The sequence below is a fragment of the Spirosoma endbachense genome (assembly GCF_010233585.1).
In the GTDB taxonomy this organism is placed as follows: Bacteria; Bacteroidota; Bacteroidia; order Cytophagales; family Spirosomataceae; genus Spirosoma; species Spirosoma endbachense.
The window spans coordinates 5,765,200-5,780,546 of the sequence record NZ_CP045997.1 but is presented as its reverse complement, the minus strand read 5'-3'; the positions used below and the strand labels follow the sequence as shown (position 1 = coordinate 5,780,546).

The following is a 15,347-nucleotide window of genomic DNA, read 5'->3' as shown; positions in this document are numbered from 1 at the left end:
CAAGCAGACAAGCGGTAGCAGACGTTTGCAACGCTACCAGTTAAAATAGAGCGTAAGGAGACTATCTCTAAAGCAATACCCTTACCTTTACATAAATTCGGCCAAAAACAGCAGAATGGTTTATTTTCTCTGGCTGAAACCAGAACAAACAAGTAGTTTAAGGCTTAACTTTTCTTAAATTATTTGCCTGAATACCGGCAATTAATAAATCATTCGTTATTTTGTATAGTTTACGTTAAAACGACTCTGGATGTTGGCGACCAGCAACTGGTTTGGGAAGAAACTCTTCGTTAACCAACCATAATCCAGCGTTTCTTTAAAGCATGAGGCAATCGCTAAAACATATACTTCTAGGATTAAGCCTGCTCCTGATGTCGGGCCTATTCACAACAACATTCGCGCAGGGGCAGGATCGGCAGGTAACGTTTACCGGTTTCCTGACTGGCGGCAAAAACAATGAGCCGCTCCCCGGAGCTTATATCTACATTCCGAAAGCCGGTCGTGGCGTGTTGTCCGCTCCGAACGGTTATTTTGCCTTGCCCGTATTTCCTGGCGATAGTATTATTTTTAGCTATGTTGGCTTTAAAGTACAATATCATATCATTCCTACGCGACTTACCGATCTAACCTATTCGGCGGTTGTTGCCCTTCAGGAAGATGTTAAAACTCTGGCGGAGGTGAAAGTATACCCCTACGCTACCGAAGAATTGTTTAAAGAGGCATTCGTTAATCTGAAGCTACCCGACGAAAAAGAACGGGAAAATCTGGCAAAAAATACCAGTCCCGAAGCAATTATGCGGCAGGCGGCTACCATGCCAATGGGTGCATTGGCCAATCACCAGAACTTTGTCAATCAACAGTTCTTTGGGCGAGAATCGGTCATTGGCCGAAGTCAGACACCGACCTTCTCGTTCACGAACCCCTTTGCCTGGGCTAACTTCATTCGATCCGTTAAACGAGGAGACCTAAAGAATAAGGAATGGCGCAGTGAGTTGAATAAAGCTCCCCGCGAAAACGTGTCCCGAAAAGATCTTTTGCAACAGAATTAAATAGTGTATAACCTGAATTAAACGCTCGGCCTGCTACAGGTCGGGCGTTTTTTTTATACGATTTGGTATCCGTATTGGCCTCAAGGTAAGTGTTAATAAAAACTTCACACCAGTCAGGCTTCGATCGTCTTACCTTTATGGGTTAGATTAATCCATATCGGATGTCGTCCTCTCACCTCTCATACACCTGTGCCTCAGCGGATACGCCCGTTTATTATCGGTGTAGTTACCTCAGGCACCTATTCCTGATGGTTGTTTTTGCGGGTTGGCAGCTATCCGTCACCGCACAAAGCCTGACTGTTGCCGAACAGCTATCCCGCCAATATCCCGATTCGGCCTACCGATTTATCAGGGTTTTGTTGAATCAGGCAGTGGCTCAGAATGACAGACGTACCGAAGGTGATTGTCTGCAACAGATCGGCCTGCTTTTTTATCATCAGGGAAGCTATGCCCAGGCGATTGACTACCTGCTTCAGGCGCAAAAAATCTTTCGTAGCGTAAGCGATGGCAATCGGCTGGCCCGTAACCGGAATGAACTTGGAACGGTCTACTATTATAATGAACAAAGTGACCTGGCGCTAAAGCAGTTCACCGAAGCGCTAACGTATTATAGCCAGAGTCAGAATGCGCAGGGATTGGCCCGCACCTATGCAAACATTGGTCATTTTTACGAAAAACGACTGGATCTAAATCAGGCATATCGATACCAAAAATTAGCTCTTTCTAACGCTGGACGAACAAACGATCGGGCTGGTCTCTCTACTATTTACGAAAATCTGGGGAGCATTTTCGAGGATAGAGAGCAGTATGACTCCGCCCAATATTATTACCAGAATGCGCTGTCGCTCAGTCAACAGACTCATGATGAGATTGGTCAGATCGAGATTATTAATAACCTCGGCGATATTTTCCGGAAGACCGGGCGCTTCCAGCGTGGCCTTGAACGATCGCGTGAGGCCATGCAGCTGGCTCAGCAAAAAAAGGAACGCTACCAATTGAGTAGTGCCTATCGGGACATTGCCAAAACCTTCCGGTTAATGAACCAGCCAGATAGCGCCTATACCTATCTGGAACGAAGCCGCGATCTGGTCGATGAGATTTATGCCGTTGAAAACAACCGCCAGATTGCCCTGCTCCAAACGCTCTACGATGTTGAACGGAAAGACAGTGAAATCAGCCAGTTAAACGCTCAGAAGCGGGTCGATTTTGTTGCGATTACCGCAACGGTCATTGTCCTGTTGCTTATTGGCGTTCTGGCTGCCGTAATAATCAGTCGGCAACGGCTGAAGATTCGCAATGAACAAGCCCTGAATCAGCAAAATCAGGAGATTTTCAGGACACAAAACGAGCTTATGCAGGTTGCCCTGAAGAATAAACAACTGGAAGAAGAAAACCTGAAAAGCCAGCTGGAGCTAAAAAGTAAAGAGTTAACGACCCATACTTTACAGATCATCCAGAAAAATCAGGTGCTGGAAGAATTAAAAGATGACCTCACTAAAGTGCTGAAAGATGATAAACGGGATCAGAAAAAACTGCTCAAGCAACTGGTTCAGAAAATAACGCTGAACTTCAGTCAGGATAAATACTGGGCTGATTTCAGGGCTATTTTCGAGCAGGTGCACCCTCATTTCTTCCGGGATCTAACGCAGCAATTCCCTGACTTGACATCAACGGACATGCGCCTGATTGCGCTGTTAAAAATGAATATCAGTTCAGCCGATGTAGCTACGTTACTTGGTATATCGACCGATAGTCTGCGTGTGGCCCGTTACCGACTACGCAAAAAGCTTGGTTTACTGGAAGGCGAATCGCTCTCTGCGTTCATTCAACGATTTTCCCGCGGCTCTTCAGGAACTCCTTTGAATCCCCAAATACCACTCGCGGCATCAGTTTCTGCGGTTACGTTTTCTCCTGTTACGCCTGTTTCAGCCGTTGAGTCAGTTTCTGCCGTGGGGTCAGTTTTGAGAAACTGACCCCACGGCAGAAACTGACCCGTTTCACAATCCTGCATTTCCTTTTCCCCAATCCTTCACATTCAGGAAACAGTTTCATAACAATAACATAATGGCTGTTTTGCTACGCCAAACAGCATTGATATACAACACATTAACCCTATCCTGTTAACGTTGTTGCCTACCTGTTTACGCTCCGGATTGCCTTGTTGCCTTTTTGTTCACGGCTAAAATTTGTCCTATTCCTCCGACTTCATACACCTTTGTCCGGCCAATCGAAACAACCTCCTTTTGAGTCGGGAGTTGATCGGGCCGTCAATCTGACACTAGGCTCTACACTGCATGAAGCTACTACTACTGAACATACTTTTTGTCTTTGGTTGCCTGCCGGTCTCGGCGGGTGTCATCAAAGGACGAGCCACGGACGCGGTCACCGGGCAGCCCGTTATTGGTGCAACACTACTTCTGGAAAATACAAAACTGTATGGCATATCGGGATTAGACGGCTCTTACTCGATTAAGAATGTTCCCGCCGGAACCTATAAAATTCGGGTCAGCTACGTTTCGTATCGGACTAAAACACTTGACATTAGTATCACTGGTGCAGACCAGATTATCACTCTGGATCTGCCATTAGAGACCGAAAACGACCGCCAGATTGCCGAAGTCACCGTGAAAGGGAAACGCGACGGTTCCAGTGACCGAACAGCCCGCGACCTCGAACGGAATGCCCTGCAGGTGACAAACATCGTGTCCGGCCGAACGATTGAACTCTCTCCCGATTTGACGGTAGCGAACGTCATTCAGCGCGTATCCGGAATTTCTATTGAGCGAAATAGCAACGGTGACGGTCAGTATGCCATCCTGCGCGGGATGGACAAGCGCTACAACTACACTCTTGTCAACGGTGTCAAGATCCCAAGCCCCGATAACCGGTATCGCTATGTGCCGCTCGATATTTTCCCATCTGAATTACTGGATCGTCTGGAGGTATATAAAGCGCTCACACCCAACATGGAAGGTGATGCCGTAGGTGGCGCAATCAACATGGTCATGAAAGATGCGCCCGACCGCCCGACCTTGCTGGCCAATCTCTCAACCGGCTATAGCGAACTATTTTTCGATCGCCCATTCACCAGCTTCGATACGAAAAACATCAATGTCAAATCGCCTTATGAGCAATTTGGTAACCAGTACAGCGCTAAATTTTCCGATTTCAATAAAGCGTCTACCACTTATACCAGCCATAACCCGCCCCCTAACCTGCTCGGCAGCTTTGCCATCGGTAACCGCTTCTTCAATCAGCGATTTGGGGTAATGCTCGCCGGAAGTTTGCAGAATACATTTCGGGGCAGCAATAGCCTGTTTTTCAATGGCGATGTGGTCGATACACTACGTGGCATTACGCTAACGAAACTAAGTGATCGGCAGTATTCGGAACGTCAAACTCGCTACGGGCTTCATGCCAAAATGGACTACCGGATCAACGAGAATAATAAAATCCAGTGGTTTAATGCCCTGATCAGTCTAACCAATCAGCAGATTCGCGAAACAAAATCAACAGAACTGGGGATTGGTGGTTTCGATCCGGTGCTGGGGAATGCGACATTAGGTTATGAAACCCGCTCCCGGCTGACGAAACAAAAGATTTATAACAGCACCCTTCAGGGCACACATCAACTAACCTCGAATCTGGCCGTAAACTGGTCGGCGGTGTATTCGCTGGCCAATAATACGGTTCCCGATCAAACCTATGTGCCACTGCTGGGTATTCGCAAAAATTTCGTCGAACAGCGGACAACGGTTCAGGATGGTCAACGCCGGTGGGAACACAATTCCGATACGGATCTGGCTGGTTATCTGAACTTGACGCTTAAAACAACACTCGCTGGCATAGCCGTTGACTGGATGGCTGGCGGTTTATACCGCGACAAGCAGCGCACAAATTTTTACAACAATTACACCCTTCGCCCTGCCAATCCATTTGCGCAGTATGGGGTCGATTTTACAGACTATAGCCAGATTGTCTGGACGATACAAAATCCGCTGGGTTCAGTTGCATCGGCGCTCAATTACGACGCAACGGAAAAAACCTCATCGGGCTATCTGCAATTCCGGACCACCGATCAGCCACTTGAAGTAATAGGGGGCGTTCGGGTCGAGCATACAGACCAGGGATACGCCATGAAGTTCCCGATTGGTGAAGAGAATCCAACCGGAAGTCAGATTTATACGGATGTGCTGCCCAGTCTGCATTTCCGCTATCACCCAACGGAGCGCACCAACTGGCGGCTGTCGTATTTCCGGTCATTGAATCGCCCTGGCTTTTTCGAGATTGTACCGTATCGCATTGTGAACGAAGAATATCAGGAACGTGGCAATCCGAATTTAAAACGGGCCCTGGCCGATAATGTCGATCTGCGGTATGAATTTTTCCCGCGACCGCTCGAACAGTTCATGGTTGGATTATTCTACAAACACATTCAGGACCCGATTGAATATACGCTTCAGAAAGATGCGATTCGTGGGCAGGATTTATACTACGGACCGGGCAACTTCGGTAACGCGACCAATTTCGGACTTGAGCTCGATGCCATCAAGTACTTTCAGCACTGGGGCGTAAAAGCCAATTACACCTACACCAACTCCAGCATTACCACGCCCAAGTCGAAACGTATTCGCAATGCTCAGGGCGATTTACAAACCATCACGGTTAATCAGACGCGTTCCTTATACGGACAGTCAGCGCACGTAGCGAACCTGTCGCTGCTCTACAAAGATTCCGAACATGGCTGGGATGGCCAGCTGGCGGCCAGCTATACCGGTGGCCGAATCAATACCGTCTCGCAATTTGTCGATAACGACCTGTATCAGAAGGGTTTTATTCAGATGGACGCATCGGCCGAAAAGCGGTTAGGCAATGGTTTCCTGCTGTTTGCCAAGGCAAATAACCTGCTGAATACACCAACTGAAATTTTCATAAAAAACGCCAGCAGCAAAAACTCAGACGTACCCGATCAGGATATTTCGGGCAAAACACTGATACGTCGCGACTTCTTTCAACGCTCTTATTTTCTGGGTATCCGGTACAAATTATAATCCATTGTCGATTCTCCAGAATCGGCCGAGTGCTACCTGTTTTCGAAGCCACCTCTGGAGAGTTGGTGCTACACAATTCATAACCAATAAATTACGATGAAACAATTAATTATTCTAGCCGCCCTGTCGGCTGCTGTGCTGGTAGGTTGCTCAAAGAGCGACGACAACAGCAATCCAAACGTAAACCCAACACCCGTTGTCAAAGAAGCGGTATCGGGCGATGTGTCAGGCACATGGACGAAAGGAAACACCTACAAAATCACCGGCCACTTGCAGATTCCTGCCAGTCAATCGCTGGTTATTGAAGAAGGGGTAAACGTAATTTTCAGCGATTCGACGGTAAAACCCGAAGTTATTGTTCGGGGCAATCTGTATGTAATGGGTACTTCGGCGAATCCGGTAAAATTCACAGTGCCCGACGCCTGGAAAACGACGGCCAACCAGTGGGGTAACCTGTGGGGTGGTATTATTGCCGCACCAACCTGCGCCGAAATGCTGATCGATAACGCCATTCTGGAATATGGTGGAGCGGTAACAACGGAGAGTTCGCCTTCCGTAAAAGCTGGCTTATACAAAGCCGAAGCTGGCAATCACGTACCTGCCATTAACTACTCGAATGTGAATGGTAAGCTGGTGATCGTTAACAGTCGGTTGAATAATCAGAATGAAGACGGTTTTTACATCGAGGGGGGTAAGGTTATCGTTGCCAACAATAAAATTTACACGCAGGGCGTATCGGGTGGCGACGCCATCAACATGAAATCGGGTGTACAGGCCGACGTAGCGTTCAATCTGGTGTATAGCCCAAACACCAATGCGCTGAAACTCTCGAACACCGGCGACCGCACCCCACAGGCTTATATAGTTGCTTATAACAACACGCTTCTAAATGCTGGCTGGCGTCGTCCAACCATCAAAGGAGGTTCTATCTGGGTAGAAGTGGCGGTTCGTGCTGAGCTTTACAACAACCTGCTGGTCAATGATCGGTTTGGCGTGAAACGCGATCCTAAAAATCCGGAAGACAATCGCACCAAAGTAAGCAACAATCTATATTATGGAGCTACCCAGGATGGCGTTACAGGCTTCCAGCCATCAACGGAAATCCTGGCCGGAACCAACGACATTCTCAGCAAAACCATTGGCGACAATGATCCAAAGTTTGTGAATTATCCGCTCACGACCGATCCAAAAAACGCAATTTTCAACACCGCGTGGGATTTCCGTCTGCAAGCAGGGTCGCCGGCCATTGGTAAAGGGACAACAAGTTTTACCCGGCTTTATGCTGACGGTATTTCGTTTGCAAACGGGACTGTTTACAAATCGCCCGCTCCCTCAACAACCATCGGTGCTTTCGGTACAAACTAATTTACCTGTCGTGTGGGTGTAAGCCCACACGACAAAACCCTGTTTTCATTCGCTTACCGATGAACAAGCCAGCTTATCCCATACTACGCCTGCCCTTCCCCCTTTATTTCATCCTGACCGGATTCTTACTAGTATCAGCCTGCCAGCAACCCTCGGCCCAGACAACAACACCGGAAGGAGCTCAGTCGGCAGTTATTCAACCCGTTTATATTACCGATACGGTACGACACGATACAGACGATCCGGCTATCTGGATCAACCCGGCCGATCCAACAAAAAGTCTGGTTATCGGCACAGATAAGGACCAGGATGGTGGCCTGTATGTATTTGATTTAAAAGGCAAAATTGTCCGTGAAGTTCATGACCTCAAACGGCCTGATAATGTCGATGTTGCCTACGGACTTATGCTGGGTGGCAAACCCACTGACATTGCCGTTACAACCGAACGTTTCACCCACAAGCTTCGCATTTTCGCGCTACCCGATATGAAGCCCGTCGATAAAGGCGGTCTTGAGATGTTCGTTGGTGATACCAGCAGCGGTTTCCGTGACCTGATGGGTATTGCGCTTTACAAAACTCCGGCAGGAATTCTCTATGCAATGGTTGGACGTAAAACGGGACCAACCGATGGATCATACATTGGCCAATATCGGCTCGAAGACGATGGTACTGGCCAGATTCGGGCTACACTGGTCAGGAAATTTGGGTCTTATAGCGGCAAAAAGGAAATTGAATCCATCGCGGTGGACAATGAACTTGGCTTTGTGTACTATTCTGATGAGGGTGTTGGCGTTCGGAAATACTATGCCGACCCAGCAAAAGGAAATCAGGAACTAGCGCTGTTCGCCAAAACAGGCTTTGCGGAAGATCACGAAGGTATATCTATCTACAAAACAGGCCCCAAAACGGGTTTCATTCTCGTGTCCGACCAGGGCGCCAATCAGTTTCATATCTTCAAACGCGAAGGCGAATCAACGAATCCAAATGATCACAAACTCGTTAAGATTGTGAAAGTTGCTGCCCAGGTCAGCGATGGTTCTGACGTAACGAATGTCGCTCTTGGCAAACAGTTTCCGCACGGGCTATTTGTGGTCATGTCCGACGATAAAACATTCCACTATTACCGCTGCGAAGACATTATTGGCAATGACTAAAGAATGAGTCTACAAGATTCATTCTTTAGTCATTTTGACGATTCCCACCTTTTCAGGGTTAATTCTGTCCCGTCAAAAACGGCATACGTTTTGGCAGAGACCCACTCACCCAGATTCATGTAACGGCTCGTGGGTGATACGGCCAGATCGAGTGGTAAATGGCGGTGGCCAAAAATATAAAAATCGTGATGATCGCGGGCTTCAACCTCACGGCAATACTGCATAAGCCATTCGCGGTCATCACCCAGAAAATGCTCCTCCCCTTTCTCCTGGTTACTGATCCGGCTCCGGCGCGACCACGCATGAGCCATTCCGATGCCCATATCGGGATGTAAGTATCGAAACAGGCGCATGGCCAGTTTGCTCTCAAAAACCCGCTTCAGTTTTTTGTAGGTATAGTCGCCGGGGCCAAGGCCATCGCCATGGCCGATGTAGAAACGCTTGTCGCCAATAACATAAGCCCTTGGGTCACGGTAAACGGGAATTCCCATTTCCTGCGTGAAATAATCATCCATCCACATGTCGTGGTTGCCCGTAAATAGAACGATGCGTGTGCCCGCATCGGTTAGTTCGGCCAGCTTTCCCTGCAGGCGGATAAAGCCTTTCGGAATACTATGCTTGTATTCGAACCAGAAATCGAACACATCACCAACCAGAAATATCACCTCGGCATCGGGGCGGATGGCATCGAGCCAGGCCACAATAGCGCGTTCGCGCGTGCGGCTCTGTTCGGGCGTAGGTGTACCCAGATGAAAATCGGAAGCAAAATAGGCCTTACGGTCAGGAGCAAGCGGAATGGTTTCGATAGCGGACATTGGTGCGTTAATTCGATCACAAAACTACGGAATGAATGCCGTTCACTCACTCATTCGTTACCGTTCACTCAGTGAACTCCGACAGATGTCCTGAAAATAGACATCTTTGTTCAGCTTACACGTTGATCATCCCGCTTATGAAAACCTTCTGCTTTCTCATCATAACAGGCTTATTTACAGCTCAGTTTTCCTTTGCACAGGTACGCGTCAACGATCCTGGTCGCGTGGTTGAGCGCAACGTCGAATATCGGGCGAATAGTAAAATCGATCAGGGAATCAATAAAGGGCTCGACAAAGTCGAAGAAGGTGTGATGGGTATCTTCAAGAAAAAAGATAAATCCAAGCAGACCAAAACTACCCCGGATAATGCCCCTGCAACTGAATCAGCGAACACGAATCCAGATAATAACAAAACGGATAATGCCCCCTCCAGTCAGGCAGGGAGTAGCAGCAACCCGTCGGCAACCAACACCAATGCTACCGGAACAGTAACGAAGGAACCAGCAACGTTAAAATCATACAGCAAGTTTGATTTTGTGCCGGGCGACAAAGTTATTGCTGTGGAAGACTTTATGCAGGACGCCATCGGTGATTTCCCGGCCAAATGGAATTCAAGCGGCTCCGGCGAAGTCGTTACGATCGATGGCAAAACAGGCCACTGGCTAATGTTATCAAAAAAGGGAGAATATTTCCCCGAATACATTACGAATCTTCCCGAAAACGCCACCCTTCAGTTCGATCTGGCCACGAATCCGGAGTTTAATTTTTACTCGAGCGAATTGTTTGTCAACCTGGTAGCGCTGGAAAAACAGGCGAAGGATTTTATTACCTGGGGTCGGCATACGCAGGGGAAAGACGGAGTTCGGGTGGCATTACACCCCAGAAACGCCGGAAGCACGGGTGGTATAACGTTATTTGAAAATTTTATTGGGGGTGAACGGCTTTTACACAATGAAGCCACCATGCGCCAATTCAATGCCGCAGAAGGGCGTAATCTGGTAAGCGTTTCATTCTGGCGGCAAAAACAACGGCTACGGGTTTATGTGAATGAAGAGAAAATCTGGGATATTCCCCGCGCCTTTCAACCCGGTGTGCCCTACAACACGGTCGTATTTTCTACGGCCGATATGCATACCGAAAACGATCGCTATTATATCAGCAACCTACGGCTGGCTGTCGGTGCACCCGATACCCGCAATAAACTCATCACTGAAGGGAAGTTCGTGACCCACGGTATTCTATTCGATACAAATTCAGACAAAATCAAACCTGAATCGTATGGAGCCATGAAAGATATCGCCAATGTATTGACCGAAAATGCCGACGTCCGCGTCCGAATCATTGGTCATACCGATGCCGACGGCGACGATGCCAGCAACCTGACTCTGTCAAAGCGTCGGGCAGAAGCGGTAAAAGCGGCCCTCGCCAGCATGTTCGGTATTGGCAGTGAACGCCTGGAAACTGATGGCAAAGGCGAATCGCAGCCCGCCGGACCCAATACCACCGCAGAAGGTAAAGCGAATAACCGACGTGTAGAGTTTATTAAATTATGAGAAAAGCCAAAAACAGTTGGAAGGATAACATGGTATTTAAGAAAACGCTAATTTTGGCTTTTCTCAAATAACTCATGAAAATCAAATCGCTGATACTGGCCTTTCCTGTACTGTGTTTAGCTTGCAGTAGCCCATCTGATTCGTCTGATCCCGCTAGCAATGCGGATGCCACATCAATTCTGGCTAAGAGTGTCTCTGGCGTTCTAACGCTCACCAGCAACGCCATATACGATAATCCCGGTCATCTTTTGGGCGAAGAGTATGTCCGTCATACGTTTAATTTACCAGAAAACACCGAACTGGAAGAAGTCCACGAGCACGACGGTTCCGCATTTGAATGGGCAGGCAATAAAGTAATTGTCTCGTTCAACGGTGCAAAGCCGTATTCGTCAATCGATTTCGCCAGCTATGATTTCGATAAAAAGTATCAAAACAAGCCCAGCAAACCGGTTGCACCCGTAGCCGAAGCAGAGCCTAAAGAAGAAGCGCCTGAAACAGAAGGTACCGCTACAGAAACCACGTCTACCACTGCTACTACAGCCCCGGAACACGAGGCTCATCAATCGCACCCTTCGCCAGGGATCACCTCTGCTACGGCCTCGCATACTGAGCCGGTTGTCAGCAAAGGCTCATTCGAAGCGGTTCCAGGTGTAGGTGACAAAGCGGTTTGGAATCCAACAACCGGCGAATTGCACGTTCTGTATGTTAATCATATCATTAACGTGACTGTCGAAACAAAAGACAAGGCTGAAGTTCGTAAAGAACATGCTTTGAGCCTGGCCGAAGTTTTGATCGAAAAAATTGCCAATAACGAATATATAAAGCGGTTGTAAGCAGAACCGATCATGTCGAGACAAAAAAGGAGTCTGATTATTTTTATCAGGCTCCTTTTTTGTGCCCCGGATTATCAGGATTGGCTTTCGAAGCCTAACCTTTATAAGTCTCATTCCGTGCCAAAAAACAAGAAAAAAATCAGACAAGCTCGTTGAAACCCAGAAACATACGATTAACAAATCCGGTGATTTTTACGGTTAATTCAAACCCGGTAAAATGATTCGCTTAAAGTACTATATTCACCTTCTTTGACGAATATAATTCCCAAACCATTCCTCTTTCTACCCATGATCAACTCATTCCTTTATTTACTATTAGCCGTATTTGCCGGCGTAGTCATTCCGTTTCAAAGCGCGATAAACACTCAGTTGGGCAAAAGCCTGCAAAGCCCTTATTATTCTGCACTGACCGTTTTTATGGTAGCAGTAATCGGGCTGGCGGTTTATACATTCATTATGCGGCAAGAACTTCCGACTCTTCAACAGTTCACTAATGCGCCAAAATGGAGTTATCTGGGTGGTATATTAGGGGGAACCTATACATTGCTGGTCGTGATTTGCGCCCCCAGATTAGGAATTGGGAATGTAACAATCATGGTTTTGCTGGGTCAGGTATTGGCAGCAATGATAGTCGATCAGCTTGGGCTATTCAACACGCCCATTCATGCCATTAGCTGGCAACGGCTGGTGGGCGTGGTCCTGGTAGTTGCCGGGGCTTATATCGTGCGGAAATTTTAACTAAATCATTGTTCATAAAGAGTCATCGATCAACGATTTCCATCGCCCACGAAATAAGACCCTGCCTCCTTTCCAGCCAGAAAGTGTTAGCTGTATCCGTTTATTGATTTGCCCTGATAGATCCGACAAAAGTGAATGTGGTGTCGGTTTCTCAAAACCGACACAGCAAGGAGGGCTGGCCGTGGCGATTCTCCAAACCTCGTCGTTCATGGCGATTGCAGTTTTGAGAAACCGCGGAGGTCAGGTTGAAGAACCTGACCTCCGCTAATCAACCTGAACTCACACCAATACTCGCTAAACAGATCGTATTCAACTGCGTAATCTGGTGTATGTTCTTTGCTATGAATCAGCTACCTCATGAGACAAATTAGTCCAGTTTCAGGACATGAGTGACTGGTAAACGGCTAGATACTGTCTGGCGCTCTTTTCCCAGTTAAATCGTTTCGTATTTTCTATAATCGACTCGGCCATGGTTGAGGTTTCATAGGTTTTCATACCCTGCCTGTAGACTTCCTGGACGGAAATTTCGCTAAAGTCTGGAAAATAAAAAGCCGAATCTCCGCCTACTTCCGGCAACGAAGTAAGCCCGGACAGGAATACGGGCTTACCAAATTGCATGGCTTCTATTACCGGCAAACCGAATCCCTCGGCTAAAGAAGGATGTAAAAACGCTTTACAATGGCGTAAATACCAGATCTTTTCGGCTTCAGAAACCGTGCCTGGCAGCTGTAATCGATCACTAACGCCTAACTTCTGAGCGTAATTTCTCATAGAAACCACGTAGTCCGGGTCATCAGGATGGCCCAGAATAATCAGATCCAGGTCTGGATTGGATTGCAGTAACGGTAGCAGGACGTGGTAATTTTTCTTCTGATTCAGGTAGCCTAATCCCAACAGAAATTCCCGACCGGGTTTGTAGGTAGTTACATCATCATCCACCTGCGGCAGGGGATTAAGGCCGTTGTAGATGACATGAACTGGTTTACCAGCTGTAGTACAATGGGTCAACACGTCGTTCCGGGTAAACTCAGAAATACAAATGATTGCATCACTCTGATCAATTAATGACTGAGTGCGGGCGAGGCTTTTTTCCTGGTAGTTTGCGGGTTTGCCCTCGTGCAGGAAGTTTAAATCATGGATTGTCAACACAACCTTCACATGGGGAAATTTCCGTTTGTTGGGCACTATTCGGCCAGCCTGGAAAGGAGCATGCCACAGCTGACAATCCTTCAGAAAAGGCTGCATGAATTTATGCCACTTTCGTTCAATCAGGTGATGCGGTTCTTCGATAAGCCTTAGTTTCTTCCTGGGTGGCAGATACATCTGCATCAATCCCTGATTTTCCTCCGTAAGCAACGAATTGATGTGTTGTGTCAGGTTCTGGCAGTAGTGGTATAAGCCCGAGTGAGGAAACTTCATCAGGTCACAATCGAGAATAATACGTGGCATAGTGTTATGCATGGATTGAATTCGGGGCCTTAAAATCGCATTATGTGATTTTGTGCAACATTAATCCCTAGTAGTCAGTATTGTTTGTATAGAAGTTATTAATCACTCCAACCCTTACTCCTCATAAAGTCTCCTAGTACCCAACAAGGGTTCCTGTAAATGGTGAACCGTTGTAATAGAAGTGCCTTTTTTAATGGATGGTGTGTTTCAGGACTTCTATTTCAATTATCCAACTTTATAAAGCTAGAACGTTATGATCCGTATTGTGTTCGATTGTGAGCGTATGAAGTACGTTAACACTGGGCTGTATTATTACTGCCTCAATCTGGGAAAAGCAATTCAGCAAAACATAAGTCAGGAACAGCTATCGTTATTTATTCCAAAACAGGCCGTATCGACTTTCGACGCTTCGTTAACGTGCATCAATCAGCATTCGCTCCAGAAATTCTTCATGCCTTCGTTAAATGGATTCGATGTGTGGCATAGCACCTACCAGAATTCACACTATTTACCAGTGCGGAATAAAAAAATTAAAGTTCTGCTTACCATTCACGATCTAAATTTCCTGCATGAGGATAAGTCCGATCAGAAAAAAGAGCGATGCCTGGCTCATCTACAACGGAACATCGATCGATGTGATGCCATTGTCTGTATTTCTGAGTTTACCCAGAACGATGTGTTGACCCATTGTAATACGGATGGCAAACCAGTTCATGTCATCTACAACGGAACAAATGGATTACCCCGGCCTGCATTGGAGGAGAAATCATACCGGCCCGCAACGCCTTTTCTGTTTAATATTGGGGTAATTGCTCCTAAAAAAAACCAGCACCAGATTTTGCCGTTACTTCAGTATAACCCGAAGCTGGAACTTGTTTTGGCAGGTCGGCACGAGGATAAAGACTATGCCCGTTTTCTCCGGCAGCAAGCCTCCGAATTAAACGTAGAAGACCGAATGCACCTGGTAAATGAGATTACTGAAGGCGAGAAATCCTGGTATTATCATAATTGCCAGGCAGTAGTAATGCCCTCACTAGCCGAAGGTTTTGGCTTACCTGTTACTGAAGCAATGTCGATCGGCAAGCCCGTTTTTCTATCGAAGCACACTGCCTTGCCTGAGATTGGTAAGGATATGGCCTTCTATTTTCACGATCTTGATAACATGCAGGAGACTTTTACGGCGGGGATGTACCAGTACAATAAGGCTGGTAATCAGCTAAAAGAAGCCATGAAAGCGTATAGTGCGCAGTTTAATTGGGAGGATTCGGCCCGGAAATACATTGACGTCTATCGATCATTAAGTTAGTCGTTGCATCAGACCGAAGTTTCTTTTTTTATAC

11 protein-coding genes are annotated in these 15,347 nt (G+C 47.1%); 9 read left to right on the top strand and 2 right to left on the bottom strand.

Annotated elements, in window-relative coordinates; translation table 11 throughout:
• Positions 1-323 precede the first annotated feature (323 nt).
• From GJR95_RS23280 to GJR95_RS23260, 5 genes are all read left to right on the top strand, one after another.
• The gene (locus tag GJR95_RS23280; RefSeq protein WP_162388142.1) at positions 324-1,049 is read left to right on the top strand and encodes a carboxypeptidase-like regulatory domain-containing protein; all 726 of its coding nucleotides are present in this window, start codon (positions 324-326) and stop codon (positions 1,047-1,049) included.
• A gap of 161 nt (positions 1,050-1,210) precedes the next feature.
• Positions 1,211-3,022, top strand: a complete 1,812-nt coding sequence (locus tag GJR95_RS23275) for a tetratricopeptide repeat protein (protein WP_232540835.1) — start codon at positions 1,211-1,213, stop codon at positions 3,020-3,022.
• A gap of 321 nt (positions 3,023-3,343) precedes the next feature.
• The gene (locus GJR95_RS23270) at positions 3,344-6,100 is read left to right on the top strand and encodes a TonB-dependent receptor (protein ID WP_162388141.1); all 2,757 of its coding nucleotides are present in this window, start codon (positions 3,344-3,346) and stop codon (positions 6,098-6,100) included.
• 96 nt (positions 6,101-6,196) lie between these two features.
• Positions 6,197-7,465 carry a right-handed parallel beta-helix repeat-containing protein gene (locus GJR95_RS23265; RefSeq protein WP_162388140.1) on the top strand — a complete coding sequence of 423 codons (1,269 nt, stop codon included), beginning with the start codon at positions 6,197-6,199 and terminating at the stop codon, positions 7,463-7,465.
• 59 nt (positions 7,466-7,524) lie between these two features.
• On the top strand, positions 7,525-8,619 hold the full coding sequence (locus tag GJR95_RS23260; protein WP_162388139.1) for a phytase: 1,095 nt from the start codon (positions 7,525-7,527) through the stop codon (positions 8,617-8,619).
• Between the two features lie 29 nt (positions 8,620-8,648).
• Here the strand turns inward: GJR95_RS23260 and GJR95_RS23255 are convergent, their stop codons facing one another.
• The gene (locus GJR95_RS23255; RefSeq protein WP_162388138.1) at positions 8,649-9,434 is read right to left on the bottom strand and encodes a UDP-2,3-diacylglucosamine diphosphatase; all 786 of its coding nucleotides are present in this window, start codon (positions 9,432-9,434) and stop codon (positions 8,649-8,651) included.
• Positions 9,435-9,571: 137 nt separating this feature from the next.
• Here GJR95_RS23255 and GJR95_RS23250 point away from each other — a divergent pair, with 137 nt between their 5' ends.
• The 3 genes from GJR95_RS23250 to GJR95_RS23240 all read left to right on the top strand — a co-directional run bounded on the left by GJR95_RS23250 (position 9,572) and on the right by GJR95_RS23240 (position 12,558).
• Positions 9,572-10,987: an OmpA family protein gene (locus GJR95_RS23250; protein WP_162388137.1), complete on the top strand. Its 1,416-nt coding sequence runs from the start codon at positions 9,572-9,574 to the stop codon at positions 10,985-10,987.
• Between the two features lie 74 nt (positions 10,988-11,061).
• Positions 11,062-11,820 (top strand): hypothetical protein, encoded by a 759-nt coding sequence (locus GJR95_RS23245; RefSeq protein WP_162388136.1) that lies wholly within the window; start codon positions 11,062-11,064, stop codon positions 11,818-11,820.
• Between the two features lie 288 nt (positions 11,821-12,108).
• A complete protein-coding gene (locus GJR95_RS23240) occupies positions 12,109-12,558 on the top strand; it encodes a DMT family transporter (RefSeq protein ID WP_162388135.1) in 450 nt (149 codons plus the stop codon).
• Positions 12,559-12,936: 378 nt separating this feature from the next.
• Here GJR95_RS23240 and GJR95_RS23235 read toward each other — a convergent pair whose 3' ends face one another.
• Positions 12,937-14,007 carry a glycosyltransferase family 4 protein gene (locus GJR95_RS23235; protein WP_162388134.1) on the bottom strand — a complete coding sequence of 357 codons (1,071 nt, stop codon included), beginning with the start codon at positions 14,005-14,007 and terminating at the stop codon, positions 12,937-12,939.
• Positions 14,008-14,260: 253 nt separating this feature from the next.
• Here GJR95_RS23235 and GJR95_RS23230 point away from each other — a divergent pair, with 253 nt between their 5' ends.
• Entirely contained in the window at positions 14,261-15,313 is a 1,053-nt protein-coding gene (locus tag GJR95_RS23230) for a glycosyltransferase family 4 protein (RefSeq protein ID WP_162388133.1), read from the top strand.
• Positions 15,314-15,347: the final 34 nt, after the last annotated feature.